At 63.6% G+C, this 13719-nt stretch carries 12 protein-coding genes, 1 rRNA gene, 2 pseudogenes and 1 riboswitch; of the genes and pseudogenes, 14 read left to right on the top strand and 1 reads right to left on the bottom strand.

Annotation, left to right across the window (positions count from 1 at the left end; all coding sequences use genetic code 11):
- Positions 1–137 precede the first annotated feature (137 nt).
- A 16S ribosomal RNA gene (locus tag ACRQ5J_RS05115) occupies positions 138–1668 on the bottom strand.
- A 9-nt stretch (positions 1669–1677) separates the two neighbouring features.
- On the opposite strand from ACRQ5J_RS05115, the gene ACRQ5J_RS05110 reads away from it, so the two are divergent.
- The 14 genes and pseudogenes from ACRQ5J_RS05110 (at position 1678) to ACRQ5J_RS05045 (ending at position 13719) form a co-directional block, all read left to right on the top strand.
- Positions 1678–1962, top strand: coding sequence for a hypothetical protein (locus ACRQ5J_RS05110; protein WP_432381518.1), 285 nt, complete (start codon positions 1678–1680; stop codon positions 1960–1962).
- A 61-nt stretch (positions 1963–2023) separates the two neighbouring features.
- Complete coding sequence (gene cobT / locus ACRQ5J_RS05105) at positions 2024–3049, top strand: nicotinate-nucleotide--dimethylbenzimidazole phosphoribosyltransferase (RefSeq protein ID WP_432381516.1); 1026 nt, start codon at positions 2024–2026, stop codon at positions 3047–3049.
- Between the two features lie 12 nt (positions 3050–3061).
- Positions 3062–3829 carry an adenosylcobinamide-GDP ribazoletransferase gene (locus ACRQ5J_RS05100; protein WP_432381514.1) on the top strand — a complete coding sequence of 256 codons (768 nt, stop codon included), beginning with the start codon at positions 3062–3064 and terminating at the stop codon, positions 3827–3829.
- Positions 3826–4340: pseudogene (locus ACRQ5J_RS05095) on the top strand (histidine phosphatase family protein). The gene ACRQ5J_RS05100 and the pseudogene ACRQ5J_RS05095 overlap by 4 nt, the downstream one beginning before the upstream one ends.
- A 4-nt stretch (positions 4341–4344) precedes the next feature.
- A riboswitch (cobalamin riboswitch) is annotated at positions 4345–4567 on the top strand.
- Positions 4568–4638: 71 nt separating this feature from the next.
- Entirely contained in the window at positions 4639–6486 is a 1848-nt protein-coding gene (locus tag ACRQ5J_RS05090) for a TonB-dependent receptor domain-containing protein (RefSeq protein WP_432381512.1), read from the top strand.
- A 126-nt stretch (positions 6487–6612) separates the two neighbouring features.
- Positions 6613–7636, top strand: a pseudogene (locus tag ACRQ5J_RS05085) (FecCD family ABC transporter permease).
- Complete coding sequence (locus tag ACRQ5J_RS05080) at positions 7633–8406, top strand: ABC transporter ATP-binding protein (protein ID WP_432381510.1); 774 nt, start codon at positions 7633–7635, stop codon at positions 8404–8406. Before ACRQ5J_RS05085 ends, ACRQ5J_RS05080 begins: the two are co-directional and overlap by 4 nt.
- Positions 8403–9008 (top strand): cob(I)yrinic acid a,c-diamide adenosyltransferase, encoded by a 606-nt coding sequence (cobO, locus tag ACRQ5J_RS05075; RefSeq protein ID WP_432381508.1) that lies wholly within the window; start codon positions 8403–8405, stop codon positions 9006–9008. The genes ACRQ5J_RS05080 and cobO overlap by 4 nt, the downstream gene beginning before the upstream one ends.
- Positions 9002–10300 carry a cobyrinate a,c-diamide synthase gene (locus ACRQ5J_RS05070; protein WP_432381506.1) on the top strand — a complete coding sequence of 433 codons (1299 nt, stop codon included), beginning with the start codon at positions 9002–9004 and terminating at the stop codon, positions 10298–10300. The genes cobO and ACRQ5J_RS05070 overlap by 7 nt, the downstream gene beginning before the upstream one ends.
- Positions 10297–10845, top strand: coding sequence for a bifunctional adenosylcobinamide kinase/adenosylcobinamide-phosphate guanylyltransferase (cobU, locus tag ACRQ5J_RS05065; RefSeq protein WP_432381505.1), 549 nt, complete (start codon positions 10297–10299; stop codon positions 10843–10845). Before ACRQ5J_RS05070 ends, cobU begins: the two co-directional genes overlap by 4 nt.
- Before the next feature lie 40 nt (positions 10846–10885).
- Complete coding sequence (gene cbiB / locus ACRQ5J_RS05060; protein ID WP_432383590.1) at positions 10886–11806, top strand: adenosylcobinamide-phosphate synthase CbiB; 921 nt, start codon at positions 10886–10888, stop codon at positions 11804–11806.
- A complete protein-coding gene (gene cobD / locus ACRQ5J_RS05055) occupies positions 11799–12779 on the top strand; it encodes a threonine-phosphate decarboxylase CobD (RefSeq protein ID WP_432381503.1) in 981 nt (326 codons plus the stop codon). The genes cbiB and cobD overlap by 8 nt, the downstream gene beginning before the upstream one ends.
- Complete coding sequence (locus tag ACRQ5J_RS05050; protein ID WP_432381501.1) at positions 12776–13402, top strand: helical backbone metal receptor; 627 nt, start codon at positions 12776–12778, stop codon at positions 13400–13402. The genes cobD and ACRQ5J_RS05050 overlap by 4 nt, the downstream gene beginning before the upstream one ends.
- The gene (locus tag ACRQ5J_RS05045) at positions 13357–13719 is read left to right on the top strand and encodes a hypothetical protein (RefSeq protein WP_432381499.1); all 363 of its coding nucleotides are present in this window, start codon (positions 13357–13359) and stop codon (positions 13717–13719) included. Before ACRQ5J_RS05050 ends, ACRQ5J_RS05045 begins: the two co-directional genes overlap by 46 nt.

Genomic DNA, 13719 nt, shown 5'->3' with positions numbered 1-13719 from the left:
ATTTACTACTATTGTGATGATGAGTTTTACTACCCTAAGTGTGTATTTCTACACGCTTAAATAAAACTTTACTTCTTCCAGATTGTTAAAGAACGGTACAGCAGATAAGTGTGAGCACTTGGAGCGTGCGACTCTAGAAAGGAGGTGATCCAGCCGCACCTTCCGATACGGCTACCTTGTTACGACTTCACCCCAGTCACGAATCCTACCGTGGTAAGCGCCCTCCTTACGGTTAAGCTACCTACTTCTGGTAAAACCCGCTCCCATGGTGTGACGGGCGGTGTGTACAAGACCCGGGAACGTATTCACCGCGACATGCTGATCCGCGATTACTAGCGATTCCAACTTCATGCAGTCGAGTTGCAGACTACAATCCGGACTACGATACACTTTCTGGGATTAGCTCCCCCTCGCGGGTTGGCGGCCCTCTGTATGTACCATTGTATGACGTGTGAAGCCCTACCCATAAGGGCCATGAGGACTTGACGTCATCCCCACCTTCCTCCGGTTTGTCACCGGCAGTCTCATTAGAGTGCTCTTGCGTAGCAACTAATGACAAGGGTTGCGCTCGTTGCGGGACTTAACCCAACATCTCACGACACGAGCTGACGACAGCCATGCAGCACCTGTGTAATGGTTCCCTTTCGGGCACTCCTCAAATCTCTCCAGGATTCCATCCATGTCAAGGGTAGGTAAGGTTTTTCGCGTTGCATCGAATTAATCCACATCATCCACCGCTTGTGCGGGTCCCCGTCAATTCCTTTGAGTTTTAATCTTGCGACCGTACTCCCCAGGCGGTCTACTTCACGCGTTAGCTGCGTTACCAAGTCAATTAAGACCCGACAACTAGTAGACATCGTTTAGGGCGTGGACTACCAGGGTATCTAATCCTGTTTGCTCCCCACGCTTTCGTGCATGAGCGTCAGTTTTGACCCAGGGGGCTGCCTTCGCCATCGGTGTTCCTCCACATATCTACGCATTTCACTGCTACACGTGGAATTCTACCCCCTCTGCCAAACTCTAGCCTTGCAGTCACCAATGCCATTCCCAGGTTGAGCCCGGGGATTTCACATCAGTCTTACAAAACCGCCTGCGCACGCTTTACGCCCAGTAATTCCGATTAACGCTTGCACCCTACGTATTACCGCGGCTGCTGGCACGTAGTTAGCCGGTGCTTATTCTTCAGGTACCGTCATGAGCCGCAGATATTAGCCGCAGCCTTTTCTTCCCTGACAAAAGAGCTTTACAACCCGAAGGCCTTCTTCACTCACGCGGCATTGCTGGATCAGGGTTGCCCCCATTGTCCAAAATTCCCCACTGCTGCCTCCCGTAGGAGTCTGGACCGTGTCTCAGTTCCAGTGTGGCTGGTCGTCCTCTCAGACCAGCTACTGATCGATGCCTTGGTGGGCCTTTACCCCACCAACTAGCTAATCAGATATCGGCCGCTCCATGAGCATGAGGTCTTGCGATCCCCCACTTTCTCCCTTAGGACGTATGCGGTATTAGCGTAACTTTCGCTACGTTATCCCCCACTCCTGGGTACGTTCCGATATATTACTCACCCGTTCGCCACTCGCCACCAGAGCAAGCTCCGTGCTGCCGTTCGACTTGCATGTGTAAGGCATGCCGCCAGCGTTCAATCTGAGCCAGGATCAAACTCTTTAGTTTAATCTCTGTTTGATGGCCATTGCTGACCATGGTTCGCTCACTCAAAATACTGACAGTATTACTACTGTGTTATTTCTTGTTGAGCATTTAATGCTTTTTGTTGCAGCACCAAATGCCCACACTTATCGACTGTTAATTTTTAAAGATCGTTGTCTTGTGTTGCTTGCTGAGGAAGCGTTTTGTTCATCAGCGAAGAAGGAAGAGTATGAAGCGTTTGCAGCATTTCGTCAACCTTCTTTTTTCTCGCTTAACTCAACATTTTCATGTGCTGTCTTGCGAGGGACAGAACTATAGCAAGCCCCGCGCAGTCTGGCAAGGGTAGAATATTAAATTCTTCGATTCAGAACACTGCCTCATGTCCATCACGCCTACCCGCAACGACGCGCTTGCCGCCCAGCTCGACCACGCCATTAATAACAAGACCAAGCCGCTGGGCAGCCTGGGCGTACTGGAGGCGCTGGCCAGGCAGATCGGCCTGATCCAAAACACCCGCGACATCGCCATCGACCGCCCCACCATATTAGTGTTCGCCGCCGACCATGGCGTCGTCGCCGAAGGCGTCTCCGCCTACCCACAGGACGTCACCTGGCAGATGGTGGAAAACTTCCTGGCCGGCGGCGCCGCCATTAATGTCCTCGCCGCGCAGAATAATTGCGCGCTGCGCGTCATCGACGCCGGCGTCAACCACGACTTCGGCGCACGCGACGGCCTGACCGACCGCAAGCTGGCGCACGGCACCCGCAACTTCGCCCACGAACCGGCGATGAGCCGCGACCTGTGCCAGACGGCGCTGGCCGCCGGCGCCGCGCTGGCTGCCGAAGTGGAAGGCAATGTCGTCGGCTTCGGCGAGATGGGCATCGGTAACACCACCGCCGCCGCCGCGCTGATGCATAAACTGACCGGCGTTCCGGTCGCGCAATGCGTCGGCGCCGGCACCGGCCTGTCGGTCGAAGGCATCCTGCATAAACAACGTGTCATCGAGGCCGCCGTCGCCAGACATGCGCACGCGACCGAGCCGCTGGACGTGCTGGCCACCTTCGGCGGCCTGGAGATCGCCATGATGGCGGGCGCCATGCTGAAAGCGGCGGAACTGCGCAAGGTGCTGCTGATCGACGGCTTCATCGTCACCAGCGCGCTGCTGGCCGCCGCCCGCATACAGCCGGCGATTCTGGATTACTGCGTATTCGCTCACCGCTCCAATGAACACGGCCACCAGCAGATGCTGGCCGCGCTGGACGCCAAACCGCTGATGCATCTCGACCTGCGCTTGGGCGAAGGCACCGGCTGCGCGCTGGCGCTGCCGCTGCTGCACGCCGCCGCCAACTTCCTGAACCGCATGGCCACCTTCGAATCGGCCCACGTCAGCGAAAAATCGGCATAAGGCCGCGCCAGCATGCATCAGATCCGCCTGTTCTTCACCGCGCTGCAATTCTTCACCCGCCTGCCGATTCCCGGCTGGGTGGGTTTCGATCCGGCGTGGCTGAACCAGGCCTCGCGCTACTTCCCGCTGGTGGGCGTGGTGGTGGCGGCAATCACGGCGGCGGTGTACGCGCTCGCCGTCTGCTTCCTGCCGCCGCCGGTCGCCGTGGTGCTGTCCACCGCCGCCGGCATCTACGCCACCGGCGCTTTTCACGAAGACGGCTTCGCCGACATGTGCGACGGCTTTGGCGGCGGCATGACGCCGGAGCGTGTGCTGGAGATCATGAAGGATTCGCGCATCGGCGCGTATGGCGCCATCGGCACCATCTGCATGCTGGCGCTGAAGCTGGCGACGCTGGCCATGCTGCCGCCGCTGGCCGCCATCGGCGCGCTGCTGATTGCACACCCGCTTTCGCGCCTGATGGCGACGTCGCTGATCTGGCGCCTGGATTACGCGCGCGCCGAAGGCAAGGCCAAGCCGCTCGCCCAGAAAATGGCCGGCGGCGAGTTCCTCGTCGCCGCCGTCACCGCCGCCCTGCCCATGCTGGCGGTGATGGCTTTGCGCTGGCTGCCGCCCAACGCGCTGCTGTATGGCGTGCCCGCCGCCGCCATCGCCACCATCTGGCTGGCGCGCAAATGCGTGCGGCGCATCGGCGGCTATACGGGCGACTGTCTCGGCGCCGTGCAGCAGGTGACGGAAGTGACCTTCTATCTGTGTGCGCTGGCCAGCCTGCATCCATGAAGCTGATCCTGGTTCGTCATCCGCAGCCGGATGTGGCGCCGGGCGTCTGCTACGGCAGCACCGATCTCGCCATCGCCCCTGGCCAGCTGGAACAGGTGCTGGCCGCGCTACAGCTGCCGGCCGGCCTGCCGATCTATTCCAGCCCCTGCGCCGCTGTGCGGAACTGGCCGCGCGCCTGTCGCCGGCGCCGCGCTACGATGCCCGCCTGGCCGAGATGCACTTCGGCGCCTGGGAGATGCAGCCGTGGGACGCCATCCCCCGCGCCGACATCGACGCCTGGGCCGCCGACATGGTTCATTACCGCCCCGGCGGCGGCGAAAGCGTGCTGCAAACGGCCGCGCGCATCGCCGCCTTCTACGATGACTTGAGCGGCGACGCCATCGTCATCTGCCACGCTGGCGCGATGCGTTTGCTGCTGGCCCGTCACGCCGGCCTGCCCCCTGCGGAGATGGCTCTGCAGGCCGCGCGCACGGCCCATCAAATCCCCTACGGCTCCACCTTGGTCCTTTAAACCCGTATAATGTGCGGGTTTTGGTGCTCGCGCGTCTGTCCGGACGCGCAGTTAAACGGGAAACACGAAGCCGATAGCAAAAGGCCAACGTGTGCTGCCCCCGCAACGGTAAACAAGCGTCGCTCATTCTGCGACAAGCCGCCTCCGACAACCACTGTGCCACGGCATGGGAAGGTGAGGCCGTGCCACTTGCCAGCCCGGATACCGGCCAAACCAGGTGGAAGCGGGCGCGCCCCGCTTCTGTTCACAATTGGCCTACGGGGACGTCGGCCGGTTGCTATTAACAGAACTGATTATCATGACCCTCCGTATCTCCCGTCCTGCGGCGTTGACGTCGCTGGCGTTGGCCATGGCTGCCTGCCATGCGCACGCCGAACCTGCCGACACCGTCGTCGTCACCGCCACCCGCACCGCCCAGCCGCTGGCCAACGTCATTAGCGACACCATCACCATCAACGCCGAGCAGATCGCCGAATCCGGCGCCGGCTCCATCGTCGACCTGCTGCAACGCCAGCGCGGCATCGAGATCGCCCGCAACGGCGGCGCCGGCACCGCGTCCAGCGTTTATATTCGCGGCGCCAACAGCAACCAGAATATCGTGCTGGTTGACGGCGTGCGTATCGGCTCGTCGACCACCGGCGCCGCCAACTGGAGCGCGATTCCGCTGACCGCCATCGACCATATCGAAATCGTCTATGGCCCTCTGAGCTCCCTGTACGGCGCTGACGCCATCGGCGGCGTGATCCAGATCTTCACCAAGAAAGGCCAGGGCGCGCCGGCGGTAACGGCCTTCGCCGGCTACGGCAGCGACAAGACGCGCGAAGTCGACGCCACCGTGTCCGGCGCGACCGGCGGCGAACATAGCTTCAGCTACGCCATCAGCGCCGGCAAGGAAAAATCGGACGGCTTCTCGGCCACCCGCAACGGCGCCTTCGGCTTTAATCCGGACGACGACGGCTACGACCGCGAAAACGTGTCGGGTCAATTCAGCCTGCAAATCGCTCCCGGCTACGAAGCCGGCGCGCTGTTCTTGCACAGCAAACTGGACTCGCAATACGACAACGGCGCCGCGGCTTACGATGTGCGCAGCAAGGCCGAACTGCAAACCGCCGCCGTCTACGGCAAAGCCAGATTCGTCTCCAACGTCGACACGCTGCTGCAAATTTCGCAGAGCGAAGACAAGGGCCAGAACTGGGGCAGCGCCGCCGCCTCGGGCTACTCGCGCATCGACACCAGGCAGACCAATATCACGCTGCAAAACGACATCCGCATCGGCCAGGATATCGTGCAGGTGCTGTACGACCACCGCAAGGAGGAAGTATCGAGCAACGGCGCCGACGCCATGAACCGCGACCGCACCACCAACTCGTGGGCCGCCTCCTACAATGCGCGCCGTGGCGCCAGCCTGCTGAATGCGTCGGTCCGCCGCGACAACGCGGTGTATGGCTCGAAAAATACCGGTTCGGTCGGCTACGGCTATGACATCACGTCGCAACTGCGCGCCACCGCCAGCTATGGCACCAGCTTCCGCGCGCCGACCTACAACGAGTTGTACTTCCCAGGCTATGGCAATCCGGCCAACAAGCCGGAAGAAGGCAAGAACGCCGAAATCGGCCTGCGCTGGGATGACGGCGTGAACGCGCTGAGCGCCAGCTACTATCACAACAAGCTGACCGACATGCTGGTCAACACCACGCCGTGCCCATATGCCGGCTACACCTCCGGCTGCGCTTACAACGTCAACAAGGCGCTGCTGGAAGGCGTGACCGTCGCGGGGGCCACCAAGCTGGCGGGCATTAACCTGAGCGCCAGCCTTGACCTGCAAGACCCGAAAGACGAGACCACCGGCAAGCGCCTGGCGCGCCGCGCCAAGAAGCACGGCAACGTGACGGCAGACTACCGCATCGGCGCATTGAAAACCGGCGTGGAACTGGAGTTCTCGGGCGACCGCTTTGACGACGCGGCCAACAAGAATCGCCTGGGCGGCTATGGCCTGGTGAACCTGTACGCGACCTACGCCTTCAACAAGGACTGGTCGGCGCTGGTTCGCTGGAACAACGTCGGCGACAAGCAGTACGATCTGGCGCGCTACTACGTGACGCCTGGTTCGAAAGTGTTTGCCGGTATTCGTTACGGCTACAAATAATGGTGTAACCTGCCCGTCATTCCCGCGCAGGCGGGAATCCATGGAATGCATGCAAGCCAGCGTTCCATGGGTTCTGGCCTGCGCCGGAACGACGGTCTTACAGCAGTCATAACTTGAAAGCAGTGCATGCATTCTTTCTCCCGCAATCTGCGACAGCGCGCCACCATCACCCTTGCCGGGTTGCTGCTGTTCGCGTTTGCCAGCCTGATTTTCTCGGGCATGACCGGCTCTGTCTCGATTCCCCTCTCCGATATTCCCGCGGCGCTCAATGAGCTGCTGCACGGCCAGAACTCGACGCTGGCGGCCACCCTGCTCGACCTGCGCGCCAGCCGCGCGGTCGCCGCTTTCGTCACCGGCGCCGCGTTGTCGCTGGCGGGCGTGATGATGCAGGCGCTGTTGCGCAATCCTCTGGCCGACCCTTATGTTCTCGGCATCTCCGCCGGCGCCTCGGTCGGCGCACTGGCAGCATTAATGTTCATGTATGCCGCCTGGGTGGTGGACGCCGCAGCCTTCGGCGGTGCCGTCGCCGTCTCCATGATGCTGTACCTGCTGGCCCGGCGTGACCTGCGCGGCGGCACGGCGGCGGAAGCCGGCACCGCGCAGTTGCTGCTGACCGGCGCCATTCTCTCCTCCGGCTGCATGGCGCTGGTGACGTTGATGCTCTCCATCGCACCGGAAAGCCGCTTGCGCAGCATGGTCTTCTGGATGATCGGCGACTTGTCCGGTGCGCAGATGCGCTGGATGCCATGGCTGGTGCTGGCCGCCGCGCTGATCTTCGCGCTGCGCAGCGCGCGCGCCATGAACGTGATGGCGCTGCACGCCGAAGCCGCCGCCACGCTCGGCATCCGCGTTGGCGCACTGCGTAAAGGCTTGTTTTTCGTCTCCGGCCTGCTGACCGCCAGCGCCGTCACCAGCGCCGGTTCGATCGGCTTCGTCGGACTGATCGTGCCGCATGCGTGCCGCTTCGCCGTCGGCCCGGATCACCGCCTGCTGATTCCCGCCGCCACACTGGCCGGCGGCAGCTTCCCTGATGCTGGCCGATACGCTGGCCCGCACCGCCATCGCGCCGCAGCAGCTGCCGGTGGGCGTGGTGACGGCGCTGATTGGCGCGCCGGTCTTCCTGTATCAACTGCACCGGTTGCGCAAATGATCAGCACACATCAACTTACACTCAGAGCCGGCCAGCGCCAGCTGGTGGCGGATCTCGACTGGCAAGTGCGCGACGGCGAATGCTGGAGCATCATCGGCCGCAATGGGGCCGGCAAGAGCACATTGATGCGGACCCTGGCCGGGCTGCGCGCGCCGGAAGCGGGCCAGGTGTCGCTCGGCGGCCGCACACTGGCCGACTGGCCGCTGGACGAACTGGCGCGCCAGCGCGCCTTCCTGGCGCAGAGTCGCAGCGATGCCTTCTCTTACAGCGTGATCGAAACCGTGCTGTCGGCACGCCACCCGTATCATGACAACCGCTACTGGGAAGACAGCGACGATCACGCCATCGCCATCAAGTCGCTGGAGGCGATGGAAGTGGCCGACCTGGCGGCGCGCGACGTGCGCACGCTGTCCGGCGGCGAGCGTCAACGCGTGGCGATTGCGGCCATGCTGGCCCAGGACACGCCACTGCTGCTGCTCGATGAACCGGCCAATGCGCTGGACCTGGCGCACCAGGTCAGTGTGATGAACATTCTGGCGCGCCTGTGCCGCGAGCAGGGCAAAACCGCCATCATGATCGGCCATGACCTGACGCTGGCACACAGCGTTTCCACTCATGCGCTGCTGCTGAAAGGCGACGGCCGCTGGCTGGCCGGCGCAAAGGCTGATGTGATGCGGGCCGATATTCTCAGCGATTACCTCGGCCATCCGATCGAGGTAATCCAGCACGGCACGCGCAGCATCTTTATACCGAACGAGGACACACCATGAGCGACGACATCAACGAACGCCACCGCCTGCGCATGGAGCGCAAGAAAGCCATCATCGACGCAAAGATCGCCGCCGCCGACAAGCAGATTGGCATCATCATCGTCAACACCGGCAACGGCAAGGGTAAAAGCTCCAGTGGCTTCGGCATGGCGATCCGCGCCATGGGCCACGGCATGAAGGTCGGCGTGGTGCAGTTCATCAAGGGCGCAATGCAGACCGGCGAGGAAAAATTCCTGCGCCGCTTCCCGCAGGAGATCAGCTTTCACGCCATGGGCGAAGGCTATACCTGGGAGACGCAGAACCGCGAACGCGATATCGCCAAGGCGCAGCAGGCATGGGAACAGGCCAAGGTATTCCTTGCCGATCCTGACATCGGCCTGGTGCTGTTCGATGAACTGAACATCGCGCTGAAGTACAAATACCTGGACGTGGACACGGTGATCAACGACCTGCTGGCGCGTCCGCCAATGCAGCACGTGGTCATCACCGGCCGGGGCGCGCCGCCGGAGCTGATCGAAATCGCCGATACCGTCACCGAAATGGACGTGGTGAAGCACGCCTTCAAGGCCGGTATCGGCGCGCAAGCGGGGACCGAATGGTAAAGGCGCTGCTGGTAGCCGCCGTCTCGTCGGGACAGGGCAAAACCACCGTTACCGCCGCGCTGGCGCGCAAGCTGGTCCGCATGGGCAAGCGCGTGCGCGTGTTCAAATGCGGCCCGGACTTCATCGACCCGATGGTGCTGGAACGCGCCAGCGGCGCACCGGTGCGCTCGCTCGACTTGTGGATGGTGGGCCAGGAGCTGTGCAGCCAGCAGCTGTCGCAGGCTGCCGCCGAGGCGGATGTCATCCTGATCGAAGGCGTCATGGGACTGTACGACGGCACGCCCTCCTCCGCCGACCTGGCGCGCGCGTTCGGCGTGCCGGTAATGGCGGTAATCGACGCCGGCGCCATGGCGCAAACTGCCGGTGCGCTGGTACACGGCCTGCGCGACTACGGGCCGGTGGAGATGGCCGGCGTGATCGCCAACCGCATCGCCAGCGAAGGCCACGCAAAAATGGTGGCCACGTCGCTGCGCGACATTCCGCTGTTTGCCACATTGCCAAAGCAGGCAAAATCGCTGCCGGAACGCCACCTTGGCCTGGTACTGCCAGGCGAGGTGGATGGCATCGACCGCTTGCTGGACGAACTGGCCGACCAGCTGGCGTTCGATGAGGCGACGTGGATGCGACTGCGCGACGTCAATATCGCGCCAGCGCCAGCGCCAGCGCCAGCGCCAGCGCCAGCGCCGCAACTGGCCGGCAAGACCATCGCCATCGCGCGCGACGAAGCTTTCATGTTCATCTACCCGGCCAATCTCGACATGCTGCGCGCGCTCGGCGCCACGCTGACCTTCTTCTCGCCGTTGGCGAATGAAGCCGTGCCAGGGGCAGCGGATGCCATCTATCTGCCCGGCGGCTATCCTGAACTGCATGCCGGACAGCTGTCGCAAGCGACGACATGGCGCGCGTCGATCCGAGCCGCCCACGCAGAGGGTAAGCCTATCGTCGCCGAATGCGGCGGCATGATGGCGCTGGCCGATACGCTGGCCGACAAGAGCGGCACGGTCTGGAATATGGCCGGCCTGCTGCCCGGCGCTGTGGCCATGCAGCCACGCCTGGCCGGCCTCGGATCGCAGGGCCTGCCCACGCCCCACGGCGTGTTGCGCGGCCACACCTTCCACTATTCGAAACTGGACACCAAAGTGGAACCGGCGGCGTACACTGTCAAGCATCCCTCCGCTATACAGGGTGAAGCCTGGTATCGCGTCGGTTCGCTGACGGCTTCATATTTTCACGCTTATTTTCCATCCAATCCGGCGGCGACAGCCGCCTTGTTCCTGAGGAGTGAGACATGACACGCACACTGGTTCTCGGCGGCGCGCGGTCCGGCAAGAGCGCTTATGCGGAACGTCTGGCCGTGGAATCGGGCAAGGAAGTGGTCTATATCGCCACCGCCACCGCCGGCGACAGCGAGATGAAGTCGCGTATCGCCCACCACCGCGCCGGCCGTCCGGCCGAATGGACCACCGTCGAAGAGCCGCTGGCACTGGGCAACCAGCTGCTGCGCTGGTCCTCGCCGGATCGCCTCATCATGGTCGATTGCCTGACGCTCTGGCTCAGCAACCTGCTGTTCAGCGGCGGTCAGGAATATCCGGACGTCGGCGAGATCACGCTGCCCGCACTGTTCCACGAACAGCAGGACATGCTGGCCAGCGCGCTGACCAAGTGCGCCAGCGATGTGGTGCTGGTGTCGAACGAGGTGGGCCTGGGCATCATGCCGATGGGCGCCGTGTCGCGCTGCTTCATGGACGAACAGGGGCGCCTGAACCAGTCCGTCGCCGCCATTTGCGACCGCGCGGTGTTTGTCGCCGCCGGCCTGCCGCTGGTTCTTAAAGGATAGCCGTGCTGAGTGGTTTGAGTTTGCCGCCGTCGCGCTGTTGATGGTGGTGGCTGTGCTGCTGGACCTCTCGTGGGGAGAGGTGCGCCGCTGGCATCCGCTGGTTGGCTTCGGCAACTGGGCGATGGCGCTGGAGCGGCGACTGAACCAGGGCGGCACGCGCTTCACGCGCGGCGTGCTGGCGTGGATACTGGCCGTGCTGCCATTCACCGCACTCGCCGCGCTGCTGGTCTGGGTACTGGCGGCGCCGCTGGCGCAGGCCGCCGCCCATGCACTGATGCTGTATTTCTGCCTCGGCATGCGCAGCCTGCGCGACCATAACCTGCCGATCGCGGATGCGCTGGCGCAGAACGACCTGTCCAATGCCCGCCGCCTCACGTCCTACATCGTCAGCCGCGATACCAGCAGCGCCAGCGAAATGGAGCTCACCAAGGCCAGCGCCGAGTCGCTGCTGGAAAACGGTAACGATGCGGTGTTCGGCACGCTGTTCTGGTTCATTGTCGCCGGAGGTCCGGGCGCGGTGTTGTTCCGCATGGCGAATACCCTCGATGCGATGTGGGGCTACCGTACGCCGCGCTTCCTGCAATTCGGCTGCGCCGCCGCGCGCATCGACGATGCGCTCAACTACATTCCGGCGCGCTTGACCGCGCTGTCCTATGTGCTGCTGGCGCCGGGCCTGCACGGCAAGCTCCGCGCGTGGCAGTGCTGGCGCGCGCAGGCGCCGGCGTGGGATAGCCCGAACGCCGGGCCGGTGATGTCCAGCGGCGCCGGCGCGCTTGGCGTGCAGCTGGGCGGCGCGGCGATTTATCACGGCGAGGTCGAATACCGGCCGACGCTCGGCGACGGCCCGCCCGCCGTCGGTGCGGACATCAATCGCGCCTGGCGGCTGGTCGCGCGCACTACCGCGCTGTGGCTGGCCGTGGCCTGCGCCATTGCGGCTGGAATGGAGTTGGCACATGCTTGAACATGGCGGCAATCTGCGCGATGCCGCGCAACGCTTCGGCCGCGACGATTGGGTCGATCTGTCGACAGGCATCAATCCGCGCTGGTATCCGGCGCCAGAAGTGGCAGGCAATGCGTGGCATCGCCTGCCGGAACCCGATCCGGCGCTGAACGCCGCTGCGGAAGCATTTTACGGCGCGCCGCGGATGCTGCCGGTGGCCGGTACGCAGGCGGCGATTCAGGCGCTTCCTCGCCTGCGCGCGCCATCGCGTGTAGCGGTCAGCGCGCCATCCTATGCCGAGCATGCGCACCATTGGGGCGGCCATGGCCATGCGATGACGCTGATACCCTACGCTGAGCTGGGCGACGCTATTGCGCGGCATGACGTCGTGGTCGTGGTCAATCCGAACAACCCGACCGGCGCGGTAGTGCCGGCAGCGCAGCTGCTGCAATGGGCCGGTGAACTTGCCGCGCGCGGCGGCTGGCTGGTGGTCGACGAGGCATTTGGCGACACCGCGCAGGAAAACAGCGTCGCCGCATACACGGGTCGCCCCGGCTTGATCGTGCTGCGCTCCGTGGGCAAGTTCTTTGGCCTGGCGGGGATACGCCTTGGCTTCGTCGCCGCGCATCCCGGGCTGCTGCGCGGCCTGGCGGACCTGCTGGGTCCATGGACGATCAGCGGCCCGGCACAGCAGATCGCCTGTGCGGCGCTGACAGACGCCGCGTGGCAAGCGGAGACACGCGCGCAATTGGCGGCTGGCGGGGAGCGCCTGCGCGCGCTGCTGGCCGCGCATGATATCCAGTCCAGCGGCACGCCGCTGTTTCAATGGTGGGCCGAGCCGCAGCCGGAGGCGTTCTGGCAGCACATGGCGGAGCGTGGCATCTGGGTACGCCTTTTTACGCAGGCAGCGCGCGGCATCCGCCTCGGCCTGCCGCCGGATGAAGCAGGCTGGCAACGCCTGCACACGGCACTGACAGAATGGAGCAAACGATGAACAAGCAAACGATCACGCCATACGGCGCGCCACCCCTGAAGAAGCGCCGGGCCAGGCGCCGCGCATCGGCGGCGCTGATCGCGGCGATTTGCGCCACGCTCGCCAGCGCGGCGGGGGCGGCGCCTGTCACGGTCCGCGACGACGACGGCAAGCTGGTTACGCTGCCAAAGCCGGCGCAGCGCATCATCTCGATGTCGCCGCACGTGACGGAGCTGTTGTTCGCGGCCGGCGCTGGCGACAAAATCGTCGGCACCGTCACATACAGCGATTATCCGGAAGCCGCCAAAAGCATCCCGCGCGTCGGCGACAACCGCCTGATCGACATGGAGCGCGTGGCGGCCATGAAACCGGACCTGATCGTCATCTGGATGCACGGCGGTTTCGAACGCCAGATCGACAACCTGCGTCAACTCGGTGTTCCGCTATTCCACAGCGAGCCGACCAAACTCGAAGGTATCTCCGACAACATCGTGCGCCTCGGCCAACTGGCGGGCACGGAAGCCGTCGCCAATCCGGCCGCCGCCGACATCCGCAACCAGTTCGCGTCGCTGGCAAGGAATACGCCAACCGTCCGCCGGTGCGCCTGTTCTACCAGGTATGGGACAAGCCGCTCTACACGCTGAGTGGCAGCGCCATTGTCAGCGACTCGATCCGTTTGTGCGGAGGCGTCAACATCTTCGCCGACCTGAAAGTGACCGCGCCAGTGGTCAGCGTGGAAGCCGTGCTGCAAGCGAATCCGGAAGCCATTTTCGGCACCATCGAAAAGAACTACGCCAGTGTCGACCTGTGGAAGCCCTACACCAATATGCAGGCCGTCAAAAACAACAACCTGTTCCGCCTGCAGCGCGACCTGCTGTACCGCGCCGGCCCGCGCATGGTCGCCGGTACGCGCGAACTGTGCGAGAAAATCGAAGAAGCGCGCCAGCACCGCAAGAACTGA

This window comes from Duganella sp. P38, from assembly GCF_050859475.1.
Classification (GTDB): domain Bacteria; phylum Pseudomonadota; class Gammaproteobacteria; order Burkholderiales; family Burkholderiaceae_D; genus Rugamonas.
Note: the sequence above shows the minus strand (reverse complement) of the source record. Positions and strands in the feature narration are given on the sequence as shown.